General features: G+C 36.5%; 15 protein-coding genes. 7 read left to right on the forward strand and 8 right to left on the reverse strand.

The annotated features are described in order from the left end of the window. Positions 1–15: 15 nt before the first annotated feature. The 3 genes from J3U24_RS03005 to sucC all read right to left on the reverse strand — a co-directional run bounded on the left by J3U24_RS03005 (position 16) and on the right by sucC (position 3,746). Positions 16–1,587 (reverse strand): cytochrome ubiquinol oxidase subunit I, encoded by a 1,572-nt coding sequence (locus tag J3U24_RS03005; protein WP_065734264.1) that lies wholly within the window; start codon positions 1,585–1,587, stop codon positions 16–18. A 101-nt stretch (positions 1,588–1,688) separates the two neighbouring features. Then, the gene (sucD, locus tag J3U24_RS03010) at positions 1,689–2,555 is read right to left on the reverse strand and encodes a succinate--CoA ligase subunit alpha (RefSeq protein WP_267336753.1); all 867 of its coding nucleotides are present in this window, start codon (positions 2,553–2,555) and stop codon (positions 1,689–1,691) included. 24 nt (positions 2,556–2,579) lie between these two features. Next, complete coding sequence (gene sucC, locus J3U24_RS03015; protein WP_065562250.1) at positions 2,580–3,746, reverse strand: ADP-forming succinate--CoA ligase subunit beta; 1,167 nt, start codon at positions 3,744–3,746, stop codon at positions 2,580–2,582. A 173-nt stretch (positions 3,747–3,919) separates the two neighbouring features. Between sucC and fldA the strand changes: the two genes are divergently transcribed. The 5 genes from fldA to cls all read left to right on the forward strand — a co-directional run bounded on the left by fldA (position 3,920) and on the right by cls (position 7,524). Then, positions 3,920–4,432: a flavodoxin FldA gene (gene fldA, locus J3U24_RS03020; protein ID WP_065562251.1), complete on the forward strand. Its 513-nt coding sequence runs from the start codon at positions 3,920–3,922 to the stop codon at positions 4,430–4,432. Between the two features lie 77 nt (positions 4,433–4,509). Next, the gene (gene fur / locus J3U24_RS03025; protein ID WP_065562252.1) at positions 4,510–4,968 is read left to right on the forward strand and encodes a ferric iron uptake transcriptional regulator; all 459 of its coding nucleotides are present in this window, start codon (positions 4,510–4,512) and stop codon (positions 4,966–4,968) included. A gap of 64 nt (positions 4,969–5,032) precedes the next feature. After that, positions 5,033–5,575, forward strand: a complete 543-nt coding sequence (locus tag J3U24_RS03030) for an inner membrane-spanning protein YciB (RefSeq protein ID WP_220225071.1) — start codon at positions 5,033–5,035, stop codon at positions 5,573–5,575. A 27-nt stretch (positions 5,576–5,602) separates the two neighbouring features. Then, on the forward strand, positions 5,603–6,055 hold the full coding sequence (yciA, locus tag J3U24_RS03035; protein ID WP_065562254.1) for an acyl-CoA thioester hydrolase YciA: 453 nt from the start codon (positions 5,603–5,605) through the stop codon (positions 6,053–6,055). Positions 6,056–6,060: 5 nt separating this feature from the next. Next, on the forward strand, positions 6,061–7,524 hold the full coding sequence (cls, locus tag J3U24_RS03040) for a cardiolipin synthase (protein ID WP_267336752.1): 1,464 nt from the start codon (positions 6,061–6,063) through the stop codon (positions 7,522–7,524). A gap of 49 nt (positions 7,525–7,573) precedes the next feature. Here the strand turns inward: cls and cpdA are convergent, their stop codons facing one another. Continuing rightward, positions 7,574–8,404 carry a 3',5'-cyclic-AMP phosphodiesterase gene (gene cpdA / locus J3U24_RS03045; protein ID WP_267330097.1) on the reverse strand — a complete coding sequence of 277 codons (831 nt, stop codon included), beginning with the start codon at positions 8,402–8,404 and terminating at the stop codon, positions 7,574–7,576. 162 nt (positions 8,405–8,566) lie between these two features. Further along, positions 8,567–9,190, reverse strand: coding sequence for an ADP-ribose diphosphatase (gene nudF / locus J3U24_RS03050; protein WP_220225073.1), 624 nt, complete (start codon positions 9,188–9,190; stop codon positions 8,567–8,569). A 138-nt stretch (positions 9,191–9,328) separates the two neighbouring features. Between nudF and tolC the strand changes: the two genes are divergently transcribed. Continuing rightward, positions 9,329–10,675 (forward strand): outer membrane channel protein TolC, encoded by a 1,347-nt coding sequence (tolC, locus tag J3U24_RS03055; RefSeq protein ID WP_267330096.1) that lies wholly within the window; start codon positions 9,329–9,331, stop codon positions 10,673–10,675. Positions 10,676–10,731: 56 nt separating this feature from the next. Here tolC and J3U24_RS03060 read toward each other — a convergent pair whose 3' ends face one another. Further along, the gene (locus J3U24_RS03060; RefSeq protein ID WP_065734255.1) at positions 10,732–11,622 is read right to left on the reverse strand and encodes a LysR family transcriptional regulator; all 891 of its coding nucleotides are present in this window, start codon (positions 11,620–11,622) and stop codon (positions 10,732–10,734) included. 215 nt (positions 11,623–11,837) lie between these two features. Here J3U24_RS03060 and J3U24_RS03065 point away from each other — a divergent pair, with 215 nt between their 5' ends. Continuing rightward, complete coding sequence (locus tag J3U24_RS03065; RefSeq protein ID WP_267330095.1) at positions 11,838–12,665, forward strand: SDR family NAD(P)-dependent oxidoreductase; 828 nt, start codon at positions 11,838–11,840, stop codon at positions 12,663–12,665. A gap of 194 nt (positions 12,666–12,859) precedes the next feature. On the opposite strand, the gene J3U24_RS03070 is transcribed toward J3U24_RS03065, so the two are convergent. Both J3U24_RS03070 and J3U24_RS03075 read right to left on the reverse strand, forming a co-directional pair. Then, positions 12,860–14,257, reverse strand: coding sequence for a hypothetical protein (locus J3U24_RS03070; protein ID WP_267330094.1), 1,398 nt, complete (start codon positions 14,255–14,257; stop codon positions 12,860–12,862). A 677-nt stretch (positions 14,258–14,934) separates the two neighbouring features. Next, on the reverse strand, positions 14,935–16,293 hold the full coding sequence (locus tag J3U24_RS03075; RefSeq protein WP_267336751.1) for a hypothetical protein: 1,359 nt from the start codon (positions 16,291–16,293) through the stop codon (positions 14,935–14,937). Positions 16,294–16,791: the final 498 nt, after the last annotated feature.

Raw genomic sequence — 16,791 nt, forward strand, 5'->3', positions numbered from 1 at the left:
TATACTCCCTATGCCTTATTCTGATATCGATTGTGTTTTTTCATAATGATAGCTGCCAGTACCTAAAGAGCTTGGTCCTAATCGAGCAAACTTAAACATTAAGAACATCTCAGCAACTAAGAACATTGTATAAAGTCCACAAATAAGAACCATAGTGAATAGTACTTCACCTGGAGTTAATGATGAATTAGCTACTCCAGTTGGCAATATGTCTTGAATTGCCCAAGGTTGACGACCATATTCTGCAACAAACCAACCACATTCACATGCTAGCCAAGGGAATGGGAGTGATAAAAGAAGTAAACGGCATAACCAACGTTTTTCACCAATTTTATTTTTGTAAGTTGACCATAAAGCAAGGCCAGTACCTAAAATCATTAATAAACCAAAGCCAACCATACCTCTAAATGCCCAGAATAAAGGCCATACAGCTGGGATTGAATCTTCAGTCGCTGCTTTAATATGTTCTTCAGTAGCTTCTGGAATTGTTAGGTTATCTTTATCGGTAAAACGTTTAACTAGGTAACCATAGCCTAAATCAACTTTATTATCTTCAAAGGCTTTTAATACCGCAGGGTCTTTATCACCTTTTTGAATTTTTTCTAAATTTGAATACGCTAAAATACCATTACGAATTCGAGTCTCATTAACCGCTAAAATATCTTTTAAACCAGTTACTTTGGTATCTAATGAGCGAGTTGTCATAATTCCCATCGCATAAGGAATTTCAACCGCAAACAAGTTCTCTTTTTTCTCTTGTGAAGGGAACGCAATAACGTTGAACGACGCAGGTGCTGGTTGAGTTTCCCATTCAGCTTCAATTGCAGCTAATTTAACCGGCTGTACAGTAGTCATTTCATGACCAGCTTCATCACCCATAATAGCGACCACAATTGACATAATAAAACCAAATACTGCAGCTACAGCAAAAGAGCGCTTAGCAAATGGTAAATCACGTTTTTTGAGTAAATAATATGAACTAATACTTAAGACAAAAATAGCACCAGTTAAATAACCCGCTGCTACGGTGTGAACGAATTTATATTGAGCAACAGAATTGGTAATTAACTCAAAAAAACTTTGCATTTCCATTCTTGAGTTAATCGGATTAAAGTCTGAACCGACAGGGAACTGCATCCAACCATTGGCAACTAAAATCCAGAGCGCAGAAAGATTAGAACCAAAAGCCACACACCAAGTGACCATTAAATGCTTGCCACGGCTTAATCTATCCCATCCAAAAAAGAATAAACCAACCATGGTTGATTCTAAGAAAAATGCCATTAATCCTTCTATTGCAAGCGGTGCACCGAAAATATCACCTACATAATGCGAATAATAAGACCAATTTGTACCAAACTGAAATTCCATAGTTAAACCAGTAGCAACACCAACAGCGAAGTTGATACCAAATAGTTTACCCCAGAATTTAGTCATATCTTTCCAGACTTGCTTACCACTAACAACGTATACCGTTTCCATAATTGCAAGCATAAACGCCATACCAAGCGTTAATGGTACAAAAATAAAATGATACATCGCAGTGAGTGCAAACTGAAGGCGTGACAGTTCTACTATATCTAACATAAAGCGCTCCCTTATCCTTAAATGCCCACAAATTTTGTAACGTTATTATTGTACAACAAAATTTAATGAATAAAAATTGATTAATGTCAAAAAAATAAAACTTAAAAATGTTTTTTTATTGCTTCACCAATTTGAGCTAAGCTACTTACAACAGTAACACCTGCTGATTGCAGTGCTTTAGTTTTTTCTGCTGCGGTACCTTTATTGCCAGAAATGATTGCACCTGCATGTCCCATACGTTTGCCGGCTGGGGCTGAAACACCAGCTATATAAGCAACCACAGGTTTAGTAACATGATGTTTAATATAGTTGGCGGCTTCTTCTTCTGCGCTACCACCAATTTCACCAATCATAACTATTGCTTCTGTTTTAGGATCTTGTTTGAGTAATTTTAATATTGAAATAAAATCACTGCCGGGAATGGGATCACCACCGATTCCGACGCAAACGGATTGGCCTAATCCAATATCGGTTGTTTGTTTAACTGCTTCATAAGTTAGCGTACCTGAACGCGAAACAATCCCAACTTTACCAGCTAAATGAATATGTCCAGGCATGATACCAATTTTACACTCATCAGGAACAATAATTCCTGGGCAATTTGGACCAATCATCACAACATCATTTTGGGTTAATTTTTCTTTAACAATAAGCATATCCAAGGTTGGAATGCCTTCTGTAATACAGACGATTAATTTTATACCTGCATCAATGGCTTCTAAAATTGAATCTTTACCAAAAGCAGCGGGAACATAAATAACGGTTGCAGTTGCACCGGTTGCGTCAACCGCTTCTTTAACAGTATTAAAAACAGGTAAACCTAAATGTGTCGTACCACCTTTGCCTGGTGTTACGCCACCAACTAATTTAGTACCATAAGCCAGTGCTTGTTCAGAATGGAATGTACCTTGGCTGCCAGTAAATCCCTGACAAATAACTTTTGTATCTTTATTAATCAAAATTGACATAGTAATTATTCTCCACCCATTCTCTTATTGTGCAACACTGACGATCTGTTGGGCTGCATCGACTAAACTTTTTGCGGTAATAACATTTAATTTACTTTTAGCTAAAATATCTCTTGCTAGTTCCGCATTATTACCTTCAAGACGAACGACAACAGGAACAGTCAAACCTATTTCCTTAATTGCATCAATAATGCCATTAGCAATAAGATCGCAGCGAACAATACCACCAAAAATATTGACTAATATTGCTTTCACATTTTTATCAGAAAGTATCAATTTAAAGGCTTCGGCAACCCGTTCTTTTGTCGTGCCACCACCAACATCTAAAAAGTTTGCGGGCTCACCACCATAAAGTTTAATCATATCCATAGTTGCCATAGCAAGGCCTGCGCCATTAACCATGCAACCAATATTGCCATCTAAAGATACATAGCTAATGCCTTGTTTAGCCGCTATCGACTCCCGTTCGTCTTCCTGTGTAGTATCTCTTAATACGACTAAATCAGGATGTCTAAACATAGCATTATCATCTAGCACAACTTTAGCATCTAGGCAGATTAATTCTTGTGTATCGGTAATAACTAAAGGATTGACTTCTGCTAAAGAAACATCTTTTTCAATGAAAAGATTAGCAAAATTAACAAATAATTTAGCGAATTGATTGACTAATTTACCGGTTAAGCCAAGTTTAAAAGCTAACTCTCGGCCTTGATATCCGCATGGTCCTGTTAAAGGGTCGAGTGATATTTTATGAATTAAATGTGGCGATTGCTCAGCGACTTTTTCGATCTCAACACCACCTTCGGTAGATGCCATAATCACAATGCGTTTTGTACTACGATCAACAACCGCCCCTAAATAAAGCTCTTTCTCTATATTAGACGCTTTTTCAATTAAAATTTTATTAACTGGTTGCCCTTTAGACGTTGTTTGATAAGTCACTAAATATTGACCTAACCATTTTTCAGCAAACAATCTAATTTCATTAAAATCTTTAGTACAAATTACCCCACCTGACTTACCACGTCCGCCTGCATGAACTTGGCACTTTGCTACCCAAGCATTAGATTGAGAAGAGAGCTCAGCCAATGTATCTTGTATTTCATCGATTGAATTACACACATAACCTTCTGGCACTGGCAAATTATATTGTTTAAATAGGTGTTTTGATTGATACTCATGCAGATTCATAAATAATTCCGAAACGTCGATTGCCATAAAATAGTGGCTAATTTTAATTCAAGTTGAAAAAATTGTGTAGTAAATAATTACTTATGTTTGGAGTAATTGAGAATTATTGCTGATAACTACCGACAGTGTTATACTCAAAACATGTATATTGTAAAAACAGTAAAGGTAAAAATATGGCACAAGTTGGAATTTTTTTTGGTAGTGACACAGGCAACACAGAAAATGTAGCTAAACAAATCCAACAAATTTTAGGTACAGACAAAGCAGATCTTTTTGATATCGCAAAAACAACAAAAGAACATATCGAAAAATATGACTTCTTATTTTTTGGTATTCCAACTTGGTATTACGGTGAGTCTCAAGCGGATTGGGATGATTTTTTTCCTAACTTAGAAAACGTTGACTTTAATGGCAAAACAGTCGCAATATTTGGCTGTGGTGACCAAGAAGATTATGCTGAATATTTTTGTGATGCAATGGGAACAATTCGCGATATTATCGAACCTAAAGGCGCAAAAATTGTCGGTCATTGGTCTACTGAAGGTTACAGTTTTGAAGCATCTAAAAGCTTAGTTGATGACAACCACTTTGTAGGTTTAGCAATTGATGAAGATCGCCAACCAGAATTAACAGAAGAAAGAATTAATAATTGGGTAAACCAAGTAAAAACCGAAATGAATATTTGATCTATCAGAGTGATTTATTTTATTTTCCGTTCATATTTTATAATATGCCTAATTAATTAACTAAATTGGAATGTAATATGACAAATCATGATAAAGATAACAATGCAGCACTCAAAAGTGCGGGTTTAAAGGTTACGTTACCGCGATTAAAAATTTTAGAATTACTACGCGATCCTTCATGCCAACACATTACTGTGGAAGATCTTTATAAAAAACTACTTGATATGGGCGAAGAGATTGGTCTTGCTACTGTATATCGTGTATTAAATCAATTTGATGATGCGGGTATTGTAACGCGCCACAATTTTGAAGGAGGAAGAGCCGTTTTTGAGCTTGCCTCACAAAAACATCATGACCACTTAATTTGTTTAGATTGTGGAGAAGTTTTTGAATTTCGAGACGAAATTATCAACAAACGTCAAAAAGAAATTGCAGAGCAATATGGCGTGGAACTCACCTTTCATAGCTTATATCTTTATGGTCATTGCAAATCAGGTAACTGTAAAACTCATCCGGAACTTCATACAAAAAAATAAGCCTATTTAATAGGCTTTTCACTTATTGAGAACTCTTACTTTTATCTTTCAGGTTAATAATTAAATGAAGCAGCTATTAAATTTTATACCACTTATCGTCTTTTTTATATTTTTAACAATTTACGATATTTTTGTTGGCGTACAAGCCTTGATGGTTTCAGCAACCATCTCATTTTTAATTATTCTTGTTATGTATAAAAAAATTGATAAAGTCGAGCTCGTCTCCTATCTGATGATAATGATTTTTGGTGGCATAACACTTTATACGCAAAATCAAGACATAATTAAATGGAAAGTAACCATCATAAACTTCTTATTTGCTGCTGCATTATCTATTAGCCAGTTTGGTTTCAAAAAAAATCTACTACAAAAAATGTTAGGTAAAGAGATACATCTCGATATCGCTATTTGGAATAAACTCAACTTGATATGGATCGCTTTTTTTACGGTTTGCGGTTCATTTAGCCTAGTTGCAACCTATTATGCATCAAGTGATTTCTTCTGGATCTTCAAAGTATTTATTTTACCGATTGCATCATTAGTCATGTCATTGATATCGGGCATTTACATCTATCGGCATATGAATAAAATGGCTGATAACGGATAAAAAAATATAAGTAGGAGTACTTTCAACATGACGCAAGACAACCCTAATGGACAACTCGTTTTACGCACTTTAGCCATGCCAGCAGACACCAACCCTCATGGCCATATATTTGGCGGGTGGATAATGTCACAAATGGATTTAGCCGGTGGTATTTTAGCTAAAGAAATTGCTAAAAGAAGAGTAGTAACAGTAAATGCAAGTAGTATCACTTTCTACAAACCAGCAATGGTTGGCGATGTTGTTTGTTGTTATGCACATTGTATAAAAACCGGTACAACATCCATTACAATTGGTATTGAAGTTTGGATAAAAAAAATAACAGATGCTGACAATGCAACACAACGCTTCTGCATTACTGACGCGACATTTACTTATGTTTCTGTAGATAAACATAATAATCCAAAACCGTTGCCTGAAATATTTCAAAATTTCGATTGTACTAAAGACCCAATTAGTAAACTAAACTTAAGTTATAGCTGATAATTATGCAATTTACATCATTTCATGCCTTAGTAAGTACATTAATATTTCTTGTTTACTGGTTGCTTATTGTGTCAACCACCTTACGTATTGTCTTCAAAAGACGACCAACCACTTACGTAATCGCATGGATGTTAGTAATATATATATTACCTATAATTGGTGTCATTCTCTATTTTGCACTAGGTGAAGCTCATCTTGGGCAACAAAGAGCCAAGCGTGCGCAAAAAATGCGCCCGACTATTACAAAATTTATTAATCGGTTAAGTGATTTTCCTGACATCTTTACCACCAAAGTCAGCCAGGTTAGCAAACCTATTTTTCAACTCTGTAAACATCAAACAGGTCTTGATGGAATCAGAGGCAACCACATTGAATTACTGAGCAATACCGATGCCATTTTTGACCAACTAATTCAAGACATAAACCAAGCCAAGTCAAATATCGAAATGGTCTTTTACATCTGGAACGAAGGTGGTAGAGCTGACGATGTTGAACAAGCGCTTATACAAGCCACACAACGAGGCGTCACCTGTCGCCTAATGATTGACTCAGCCGGTAGTCGACATTTTATCCGCTCCAAAGCCAGCCAAAGAATGCGAGACGCAGGCATAACCATCATCGAAGCATTGCAGGTTAATCTATTAAGATTTATGTTTAGACGACTTGATTTACGACAACATCGAAAAGTCGCCATTATTGACAACTACATCTCATATACTGGTAGCATGAACATCGTAGATCCACGATTCTTCAAACAAAATAAACATGTTGGGGAGTGGGTTGATATCATGATCAGAATGTGTGGTCCAGTAACCACACTAATGGGTGCAATATACGCCAGTGACTGGGAACTAGAAACAGGAAAATATTTAGCCCTACCTCAAATTACTGATTTCGCAGAGCCGCCAGAAGATAAAAAACATATTATGCAACTGATTGCTTCAGGTCCTGGTTATACTGAAAACATGATCCATCAGGTACTCTTAACCGCAATCTACTCAGCTCAAGAACAAATTATATTCACAACGCCATATTTAGTACCAAGTGATGATATTTTACATGCAGTATGTACAGCCGCTCAACGAGGTGTTGAAGTAATCATCATCGTCCCTAAAAAGAATGATTCGCTAATGGTCAAATGGGCAAGTCGAGCATTCTTTTCTGAATTATTAAACGGTGGGGTTAAGCTTTATCAATTTAACGATAATTTACTCCATACCAAAAGTGTATTAATCGACAACCAACTTAGTTTAGTTGGAACCGTTAACTTAGATATGCGAAGTTTATGGCTCAATTTTGAAATCACAACGGTAATTGATGATGCACAGTTTGCAAAATCACTATCTACACTGTTAGAACAATATTTATCACAATCAGACAAAGTGGATATTGAAAAATGGAAAAAAAGGCCAATCTGGCAACGGATTGTTGAACGACTATTTTACTTTTTTGCTCCATTGCTCTAAACAATCGTTGTAAAAATTAACGTTTGAGTAACCTTTGAAAAGATAGATATTAGTAACCTTTTTGCGAAACATCAGGCAAAAACAGATTATCTGCAATACGGAAAACGCTAGATTCAATTGTTCCATCTTCATTAAGCGTAATTTCACGCCAGCCTGGAGCTTCATCATTAGATAATTGAAACTCATAACAATTTGGCTTGAATTGAAAACAAGTAGATGGTGTAGAAAACGCGTGGCAATTATGCCAAACATGATCTTGTTGTTGATGAATATGCCCCCAACCAAGACCTTTTATTGAAGGAAATTTTTTAACGATTTCCTCAAGTTCATTACTATTTTTTAAAATATGCTCATCTAACCAATGACAACCCGAACTAATAGGATGGTGATGCAAGAAGACCATCACATTTTTATCAGTATGAGCTAATAACGTCTTTTCAAGAAATTGCAACTCAGATTGAGGTAACAAACCACATGCCTGACCAACAACTTGGCTATTTAAAAGCACAATCAACCAATTATCACCAAGCGATACCACTTTATTTTCAGCCAGTTGGTAATTCGAAAAAACTTCCTGCATATAACTAAAATTATCATGATTACCAGCCAACCAAACACATGGCGTATTAAACTGCTTAATCTGCTCGGCAAAGCGGGCATAGGATTTCTTCGAACCATCTTGCACAAAGTCACCTGTTGCAACGATCAAATCATACTTTCTATTACCGCGCTTAATTTCATTAATAACCGATAAAAAACTCGCATTTGACTTAATGCCTAATAAAGCACCATCCTCATCAGCAAACAGATGTGTATCAGTAATATGCAAAATATTTGCACAATGCTTATTCTGTATTTGAAGCGTTAAAAGTGACGCCAAAATCTACCTCAATAATTATATATATGAAATCATGCCAGCAATAGAATTGATATTGTGATCAACATCACAATTTTTTATTTTTAAATCATGATGTTATACTAAATTGTAAAATAAAATTTATTTTTAGGGAAGCAATAATTTCCTGAATTTAACAAAAATAGCTTATTTCCACTCATTTCTTAGTGTCGAATGATTAAGTTGTAACCATTGTAATGCAATAATTGATGCCGCATTATTAATTACGCCTTCTTCAACCCACTTATAAGCTTGCTCACGGCTGACTACATGAACCTTGATATCCTCGTTTTCTTCAGCTAAACCGTGCACGCCTTTAGCGGTTGAAGCATCAACCTGACCAACCAAAACATGTAACTTCTCAGTTAAACCACCTGGTGATGCAAGATAACTAATAATTGGCTTACATTGCCCAACAACAATACCCGCCTCTTCCAAGGCCTCTCGTTTTGCCACTTCTTCAATCGACTCATTCTCATGATCCATCATCCCGGCAATCAACTCTAACATCCAAGGCGAATCTTCTGTCTCAATTGCAGCTATCCGAATTTGCTCAATAAGCACAACTTCATCACGCTTATCATCATATGCTAAAAGCACCACAGCATGGCCACGCTCCAGAATTTCGCGACTCACCACCTCACTGATTGAACCATCAAATTTACGGTATTGAAAACGGTATTCCAATAACGAAAAAAAGCCCTTATATAAAATGCGTTTAGTTAAATTAAAAACATCTTTCTTGTTATAAAGCACAGGTTTAAATTTCATATCAAATTCTCAATTTTAAGCTAAATTTTAATAAAAAGTGCGAATCACGAATAAGTATACTTTCTATATGCTAATTATCTGTTAAAATTATGCAATTGAAAATATTATTCTATTTTATTGCTTTTAAAGAGAAGATTAATGAAAAAAACTTTAACCTTTTTAATTGGCTTAGCATTAAGTCAATCTGTGTTTGCTGAAAACTTAGTACAGGTTTATGAACAAGCGAAACAAACCAACCCAGATCTACGCAGTTCATTAGCTGAAAAAGATAAAGCTTACTCAGCAATTTCAGGTTCTCGTGCAAGCTTACTTCCGCAAGTTGGCCTTAGTGCTTCTTATGGTGTATCACATGGACGTCGAGACGATAGCGGTGTTAAATCTAAAAGCGGTAGCTTATACCAAGTTGGTGTATCACAAAGTATCTTTAATTTTTCTAATTGGAAAGCGTTAGATATCACCAAAAAACAAGCCACTATTGCGGATATCTCTTATCAATACCAAGGCCAAACATTAATTTTAAACACCTCGGTAGCCTATTTTAACGTATTAAAAGCCCTTGATGCATTAAGCTTTATCGATGCACAGAAAAAAGCAATTGGTCGTCAATTAGAACAAACTCGCCAACAACATCAAGTTGGGCTAGTTGCTATTACCGACGTACAAAATGCTCAAGCAAATTACGACTTAACTGTTGCACAACAAGTTAATGCATTAAATGACCTAAATAATGCGCTTGAAGCATTACGCCAAGTAAGTGGACGCTTCTATTCTCAACTTGCCAGCGTTGACACTAAAACCTTTAGAACTGAGCAACCAACTCAAATCAACACATTGTTAAAACAATCTGAAACCACTAATCTCAATTTATTAACAATGAAGTTAAACCAAGAGATTGCTCGCGACCAAATCAAAATGGCTCAATCCGGTTTTATGCCTACTGCTAGCTTAGAAGCATCAACCAACCTAAATAAAAGCGAGAGTTATGGTGATACCAATTACAAGCGTCATACTGCCGGTAAAAAATATGCAGGTGATAACAGAATTGGGGTTAGCGTTAGCTTACCACTATTCTCTGGTGGCGCAACAGTATCACAAGTACAACAAGCACAACACAGCTTCGTAAGCTCAAGTGAAAAACTTGAAAGTACTAATCGTAGTGTGATTAACCAAATCCGCTCATCTTACAACAACATCTCATCATCGATCAGTGCGATTAAAGCTTATCAACAAGCGGTTGTTTCAGCACAAAGCTCATTAGAAGCAACCTCTTCTGGATACCAAGTGGGAACACGTACTATCGTTGACGTACTTAACGCAACAACACAACTGTATAGCTCAAAACGAAATCTTTCTGATGCTAAATACAACTATTTAACAAGTTTATTACAGTTAAAATATGCAGTTGGAACCTTAACGGCAAGTGATCTAGATTACCTAAACAATATGTTAGGTAAAGAAGTAAGCACACTTGCAACAATAAAATAATTCAATAAAAATTAATAAAAAAGCGATCATCAGATCGCTTTTTTTATTTATCCTGATTAAGTCATCGCATTAATAATAAAATCGATAAAAATATTGAGCTTAGGCAACCGTTGCTTATCGGCGGTATACAACAAATGGACTTCCCTCGCCGGCGGTAAAAAATTTTGTAAAACTGGGATTAATTTATTTTGTTTAATTGACTCTCTCAACGTCGACTCAGGTAACATCGTAATACCTAACCCTTCAAGGGCGGCCACAGCTAGTGCTGCCGTATTATTACTTTGAAATGATCCTGTAATTGGAACATTAATCAATTCACCATTTATCTTAAACGGCCACAAATTATCTTTTTTGTTTGAATTAACATATTGATAGATCAAACATTGATGTTTCTTCAAATCATCGGGTACCGCTGGCACACCATAACGAGCCAAATAACTTGGCGATGCAGCAAAAATAAGTTGCAAATCACTAAGCTTTCTCGCAATTAATCCCGAATCACTTAAAGAACCGATTCGAAACACCACATCAAAATCATCTTTAACTAAATCAACATAACGATCGTTTAACTGAATATCAATATTCACCTTCGGATAACATTTCATAAAATGACTAATAACCGGAACCAAATTAAATTGACCATAACTCACCGGTGCACTAATTCTTAAACGACCTTTCGGCTCCTTACTATATGTTTGTGCTAATGTCTTAGTATTCTTAATCTCACTTAAAATAAATAGACATCGCTCATAATACTGCTTGCCAAACTCGGTCAAATTTTGCGATCGCGTCGTTCTATTTAACAACTTTAAGCCCAAATAATTTTCTAAAAACAAAATATACTTCGCGACCATTTGTGGAGAGGTATTTAAAGAGATTGAAGTTGCAGCAAACGATCCGGTCTTAACCGTTATCACAAAAGCTTCCATACACTTAACTAAATCCATATTATCAACCACCAGTTGTTAATAAATAAATTTTGACACTATTTATAGTCATTTTATATATAAATATAATACACATCCTTAATTAAAAAAAGAAAATACTCTAAACAAAAAATTGTTATCATATGTGCGAACTTTAATGTTCGCTAAACAATTTTAATGCGAGCGACTAAAATTGATTAATTGGAACATAGATACGGATATAAAAAGGATACGAAATGGAAATTGAAATAGAAATGGATATCGAAACAGAAACAGAAACTATTAACGCTGAAAAAAGATATACAGTCATCACCGGAGCCAGCTCAGGCATAGGTTACGCAACAGCAATCGCTTTTGCAAAAAGAAACAAAGACCTTATTATAATAGCAAGAAGAATAGAAAATTTAGAATCATTAAAAAACCAAATAGAAACAATCAACCCCGACATAGAAGTCATTATTAAAGTTTGTGATCTCACCGATATACAATCCATCTACACATTATTTAATGAACTAAGAAATTACTTTATCGAAACGTGGATCAACAATGCTGGTTTTGGACATTATGGTAGTGTAAGTACACAAGAGTTAACTAAAATTGAGTCAATGCTCCACCTAAACATAGAAGCATTAACCATCCTATCAACCCTTTATGTACGTAAATACCATAATCACACCAACACACAACTGATTAACATCTCATCACGAGGTGGTTATACCATTGTACCTAACGCGGTAACCTATTGCGCCACCAAATTTTACGTCAGTGCCTTTACAGAAGGGCTTGCTCAAGAACTAATACAGACTAACGCAAAACTAAGAGCCAAAGTACTCGCCCCAGCAGCAACGCAAACTGAATTTGGCAAAAAAGCCAACAATGTCAGTGAATATAATTATGACAAAAGTTTTGCCAAATATCATTCTGCCGACCAAATGGCTGAATTCTTACTAGCGCTCTATGACAGTGATAAAACCGTTGGGGAAGTTGATACTAAAGATTTCTCATTCCAACTAAAAGACAGCCATTTTCCATATTCAGGCAACCCAGCAGAAAATCAAAAATAAAAAGTTGAATATGGAAGGAACAATAAAAGGATTTTGGGGTTCAAAAACCCCGTTCCTCAACTTTTTTACCGTATAACCTCATTTTAATAAATCCGCCCCAATTGAGGCGGATAGCTTAAACTTCGACACCACAAAATCGCTTTTTAATTGCCTATACATCAACGATTCCCTAACCGAAGAAAAACAACTAAAAGCTAATCTGTCACACACATGCCAAATGGTGGAAGATTAGGATCATTCCAAAATATATTGCCATAATGCGAATTCACTACAAACTGACCACTAGCATGGCGATCACTAGTCCAATACCAAGCACCTCTAAAGCTACCTCCAGAGTGTTGGTACAAATAGCCCCACTCAGTAAAAAACCCGGCACCAATACTACGCTGATAAAAATTACTCGGTGACGCAGGTGTTGCACCAACTGAACCTTGACAGTGAGAACCAGAATTAGTCCCTCGACAAGAAGCATTAGTTAAATCTTTAACCGCAGGCAGACGATAACCTATATCATCACACCAAGCTATTTGATTACTTAGAATCTTATTCACGTGCCCACGGTTAACGAACCATTGCTTTAACACAAAACCATACTTAACAACATCATTACCTTCACTATCCCGCCCGACTAACTCAAAAGTCTGAGGTAAAGCTGGTCTAGGCACACTTCCCGGATTATCTGAACTCCATTGAGACGATGTTGCAACGGGACCAGATAATGTAACACGGACACTTGTAGGTGATGAATCTGTCATCGTAGCAGTGATACCGCTATGAGAAACAGGAGCCCAAAGCAATGCTTGATTACTACCACCAATATCTAAATCAAAATACAAACCATCAGCCCCGGTTGTCGGAAAATTCAAATTATAAGATGATGGTGTAGCTGATTGAGTAAGAAACCCTTTATCAGGGTCCCAAATCAAAGCTGAACCACGGAAGTCGTGAGATTTACCATCTTCATTAAGATTACCAACGTGCAAGTTAGGCTTAGCAAAACAAATAACCGGCGATGCCTTAGGATTGACAAAGTAAGTCACATCACTTGCATTAAAATGACTACTGCGAGGAAGACCATAACGTGTCATTAATGTACCTTCAGTACTGGTTAATTTAATCTGATAAGGCGCATTACACATCGTTAACACAGTTTCACGTGATACCGACTGATTGTCCCTATCAACGATAGACAAACTTAAACTACCAGTCGCAGAAATATCACCATCGCCATCATCATCCCCCCAAAAATTATAAGGTGAACCGATAAGTGTACTCAGCGAGGCTGAATTAGTATCAACTGGCAGCATCATACCAATATCAGCAAAACTTTGACCAACTGCGGGTAACTCGATTGGCGTAATTGATGAAATGTTCGTTGAAGGCGTGTATTGAATACCATTAGATAACGTGATCCCAAGCAAACCATCAGTATTAACTGCACGGGTTTGCCCCCCGTCGAACGTCAAATACGGAACACTACCATAAATAACATTACTAGTTTTCGATGTTAATGCATGACTAAAAAAAGGGATAGACAGTAAAAGAACCAGAAAGATCTGCCGAAATAAATTGGATCGATAAAAAGATCCCACGAAGATCCGTAAAAGTCTAATGAACCTCGTGAAATAATGAATTTTAGAGAAAAATAAAAGTTGGAAGCTTAACTTTGACGAATTTAAATTATAGGTTGGCCAAGTTGCCTGTTGCCTGTTGCCTGTTGCCTGTTGAAAATTATAATACATAGCCGACAATCCTGTCAAGTAAATTTATGATTTATTTAAGATTTTACGTTTTTTTAACTGAATTTCATTCATTTGTATAAAATGACACCAAAAGTATAATAACTAGAAAAACATGATGCAATCTTGTTTTAAATTTTAATTGCTAACTTTCGTAAAGAAGATCATTAAAAGATCTAAAATGAATTAACTGACTATTGTTTTAATTAAAATTCTCATCTTTACAAAGTCTAAAAAAATCATAATTATTAACCTTAAAAAATTCAATATTAGCATTTAAAAATTAGCGTTTTTAATAATTTTATAGAACAAGACGTTACCCTCAAAAACCCCGCTCCTCAACTTTTTTTGAGATAAAAACCGCAAAAATAAACCCGCCGAGGCGGGTAATTCAAACGTCGCTAAGCCGCAAAATCGCTTTTTATGGCTAAACGACGTTGACTCCTTGAGTCAGCTTACTTTTAATCACTTAATACTATTTTTTATCACTCCCACCCCCGCTCTAAGGATTAAGGACGAAGAAATAAAAACTAAGGATGGGAGCAAAGTCCGTGGTTGTCGCTGTTGTTGCTAAACGTGACACCGATGTATGAGCTCACGATAAACTGGCCACTATCATTCGAGTCACGAGTCCAGTACCAACGGTTGTGGAAGCCAACGCCTGAATAATCAGACATACGACCCCACTCAGTGAAAAATCCAGCACCAATATTACGCTGGTAATAATTATCAGATGAGGAAGGAGTGGCGCCGACTGAACCACGACATAAACTATAGTTAACGGAGTCTAGCGGACAAAATGAATTGGTTAAATCCTTTACGCTAGGCATTCGATAACCAAGACTATTACACCAAGATAAAGTATTAGGATAATTGTAATAGTTAGGACCACGGTGGACGAACCACTGCTTCAAAGTAAAACCATATCTGACGACTGGAGTACCATTAGTATCACGACCAACCAACTCGAAGGTCTGAGGCAAAGTAGGTTTAGAAATAGGACTAGGATAGGATGAATTCTGTTGGGATGGGGTAGCGTAAGGACCCGTTAAAGTAACGCGTACGCTTGTAGCAGTAGAATTAGACATTGTGACTGTGATACCACCCAGAGAAACTGGAGACCAAGACAATGGCTGACTACTACCACTAATATCTAAATCAAAGTACAATCCATTAAGACCTGTAGTAGGAAAGTTTTGACCGTAACGTGACGGGTCTGTTTCTTGAGTGAGAAAACCCTTAGCCGGGTCCCACATTGAAGAAAGGCCAGCGAAATCCCAAGATGGAAAGGGAGCGTGATCACCACGCTTACCAGGCAATAAGTTAGGCCGAGCAAAACATACCACAGGCGAAGCCTTAGGATTGACGTAATAAGTCACATTACGGGCACTGAAAGTACTACGATTAGGAACGCCGTAACGAGTCGATAATGTACCGTCAGTACTAGATAACTTAATCCTATAAGGTGCGTTACAAATTGTTAGCACGGAATTACGTGATACTGACTGATTGTTTTTATCGACGATAGATAAACTTAAACGACCATTAGCAGTAACGCCAGAATCACCATCATCATCCCCCCAATAATTATTAGGAGGACCGATAAGAGAACTCAAAGCGACTGAAGTAGTATCAGTAGGAACGAACATACGAATATCAGCAAAACTCTGACCCTCAACCGGCAAGGAGATTGGTGCTGAAGAAGATGAAGTATTGGTTGAAGGTGTATACCTAGTTCCGTCAGATAGAGTAATCCCAAGCAGACCGTTAGCATCAACTGCACGAGTACGACCACCGTCGAAAGTCAGATAAGGTGCACTACCCTGTATCGCATTCCTAGTTGTCTGTGAAGTTAATGCATGACCCGAAAAAGGAAGAAAAAGAACCACGAAAAAAACAATCTGCCGGGATAATTGGGAAAAGGATCGAAAACAGGATCTGAAAGAGGATCCGGAAAACGACCGGAAAAAGTATCGGAAAAAAGATCGAGAAGAGGATCGCGGAAGCGATCGCGCGAAAATTCGCAGAATTTCACTTGATTGCGTGGAAAAATAAGCTTTAGTGAAAAATTTGGGTTGGGAGTTGAATTTAGACGAATCTAAAAGATAGGTTGGCCAGGTTGCCTGTTGCCTGTTGCCTGTTGAAAATTATAATGCATTTTAGACTACCCTGTCAAGTAATTTTTTGATTTATTTACAATTTTATACTTTTCTGTCAAATTTTAGCCTATTAGCTAAAACCGTGTAAAAAGTATAGTGATTGGAAAAACACGATGCAACACTTTTTTTCGCTCATTTATATTAATTTTTGTAAAGAGGATCTAAAAAGGATCTAAATTATAATTTGTTAGCTATTGTTTTAATTAAATATATTACAATTACAAATCT

Origin of the sequence: Gilliamella sp. B2785 (assembly GCF_026537005.1) — a bacterium.
GTDB classification, from domain to species: Bacteria; Pseudomonadota; Gammaproteobacteria; order Enterobacterales; family Orbaceae; genus Gilliamella; species Gilliamella apicola_E.

Bases quoted from the DNA above. Each gene is read 5' to 3' on its own strand.
- nudF (WP_220225073.1), bottom strand. From the start codon at position 9,190: ATGAAATTTAAACCTGTGCTTTATAACAAGAAAGATGTTTTTAATTTA.
- J3U24_RS03030 (WP_220225071.1), top strand. From the start codon at position 5,033: ATGAAGCAGCTATTAAATTTTATACCACTTATCGTCTTTTTTATATTT.
- yciA (WP_065562254.1), top strand. From the start codon at position 5,603: ATGACGCAAGACAACCCTAATGGACAACTCGTTTTACGCACTTTAGCC.
- sucD (WP_267336753.1), bottom strand. From the start codon at position 2,555: ATGTCAATTTTGATTAATAAAGATACAAAAGTTATTTGTCAGGGATTT.
- J3U24_RS03060 (WP_065734255.1), bottom strand. From the start codon at position 11,622: ATGGATTTAGTTAAGTGTATGGAAGCTTTTGTGATAACGGTTAAGACC.
- J3U24_RS03005 (WP_065734264.1), bottom strand. From the start codon at position 1,587: ATGTTAGATATAGTAGAACTGTCACGCCTTCAGTTTGCACTCACTGCG.
- sucC (WP_065562250.1), bottom strand. From the start codon at position 3,746: ATGAATCTGCATGAGTATCAATCAAAACACCTATTTAAACAATATAAT.
- J3U24_RS03065 (WP_267330095.1), top strand. From the start codon at position 11,838: ATGGAAATTGAAATAGAAATGGATATCGAAACAGAAACAGAAACTATT.
- cls (WP_267336752.1), top strand. From the start codon at position 6,061: ATGCAATTTACATCATTTCATGCCTTAGTAAGTACATTAATATTTCTT.
- fldA (WP_065562251.1), top strand. From the start codon at position 3,920: ATGGCACAAGTTGGAATTTTTTTTGGTAGTGACACAGGCAACACAGAA.
- fur (WP_065562252.1), top strand. From the start codon at position 4,510: ATGACAAATCATGATAAAGATAACAATGCAGCACTCAAAAGTGCGGGT.
- tolC (WP_267330096.1), top strand. From the start codon at position 9,329: ATGAAAAAAACTTTAACCTTTTTAATTGGCTTAGCATTAAGTCAATCT.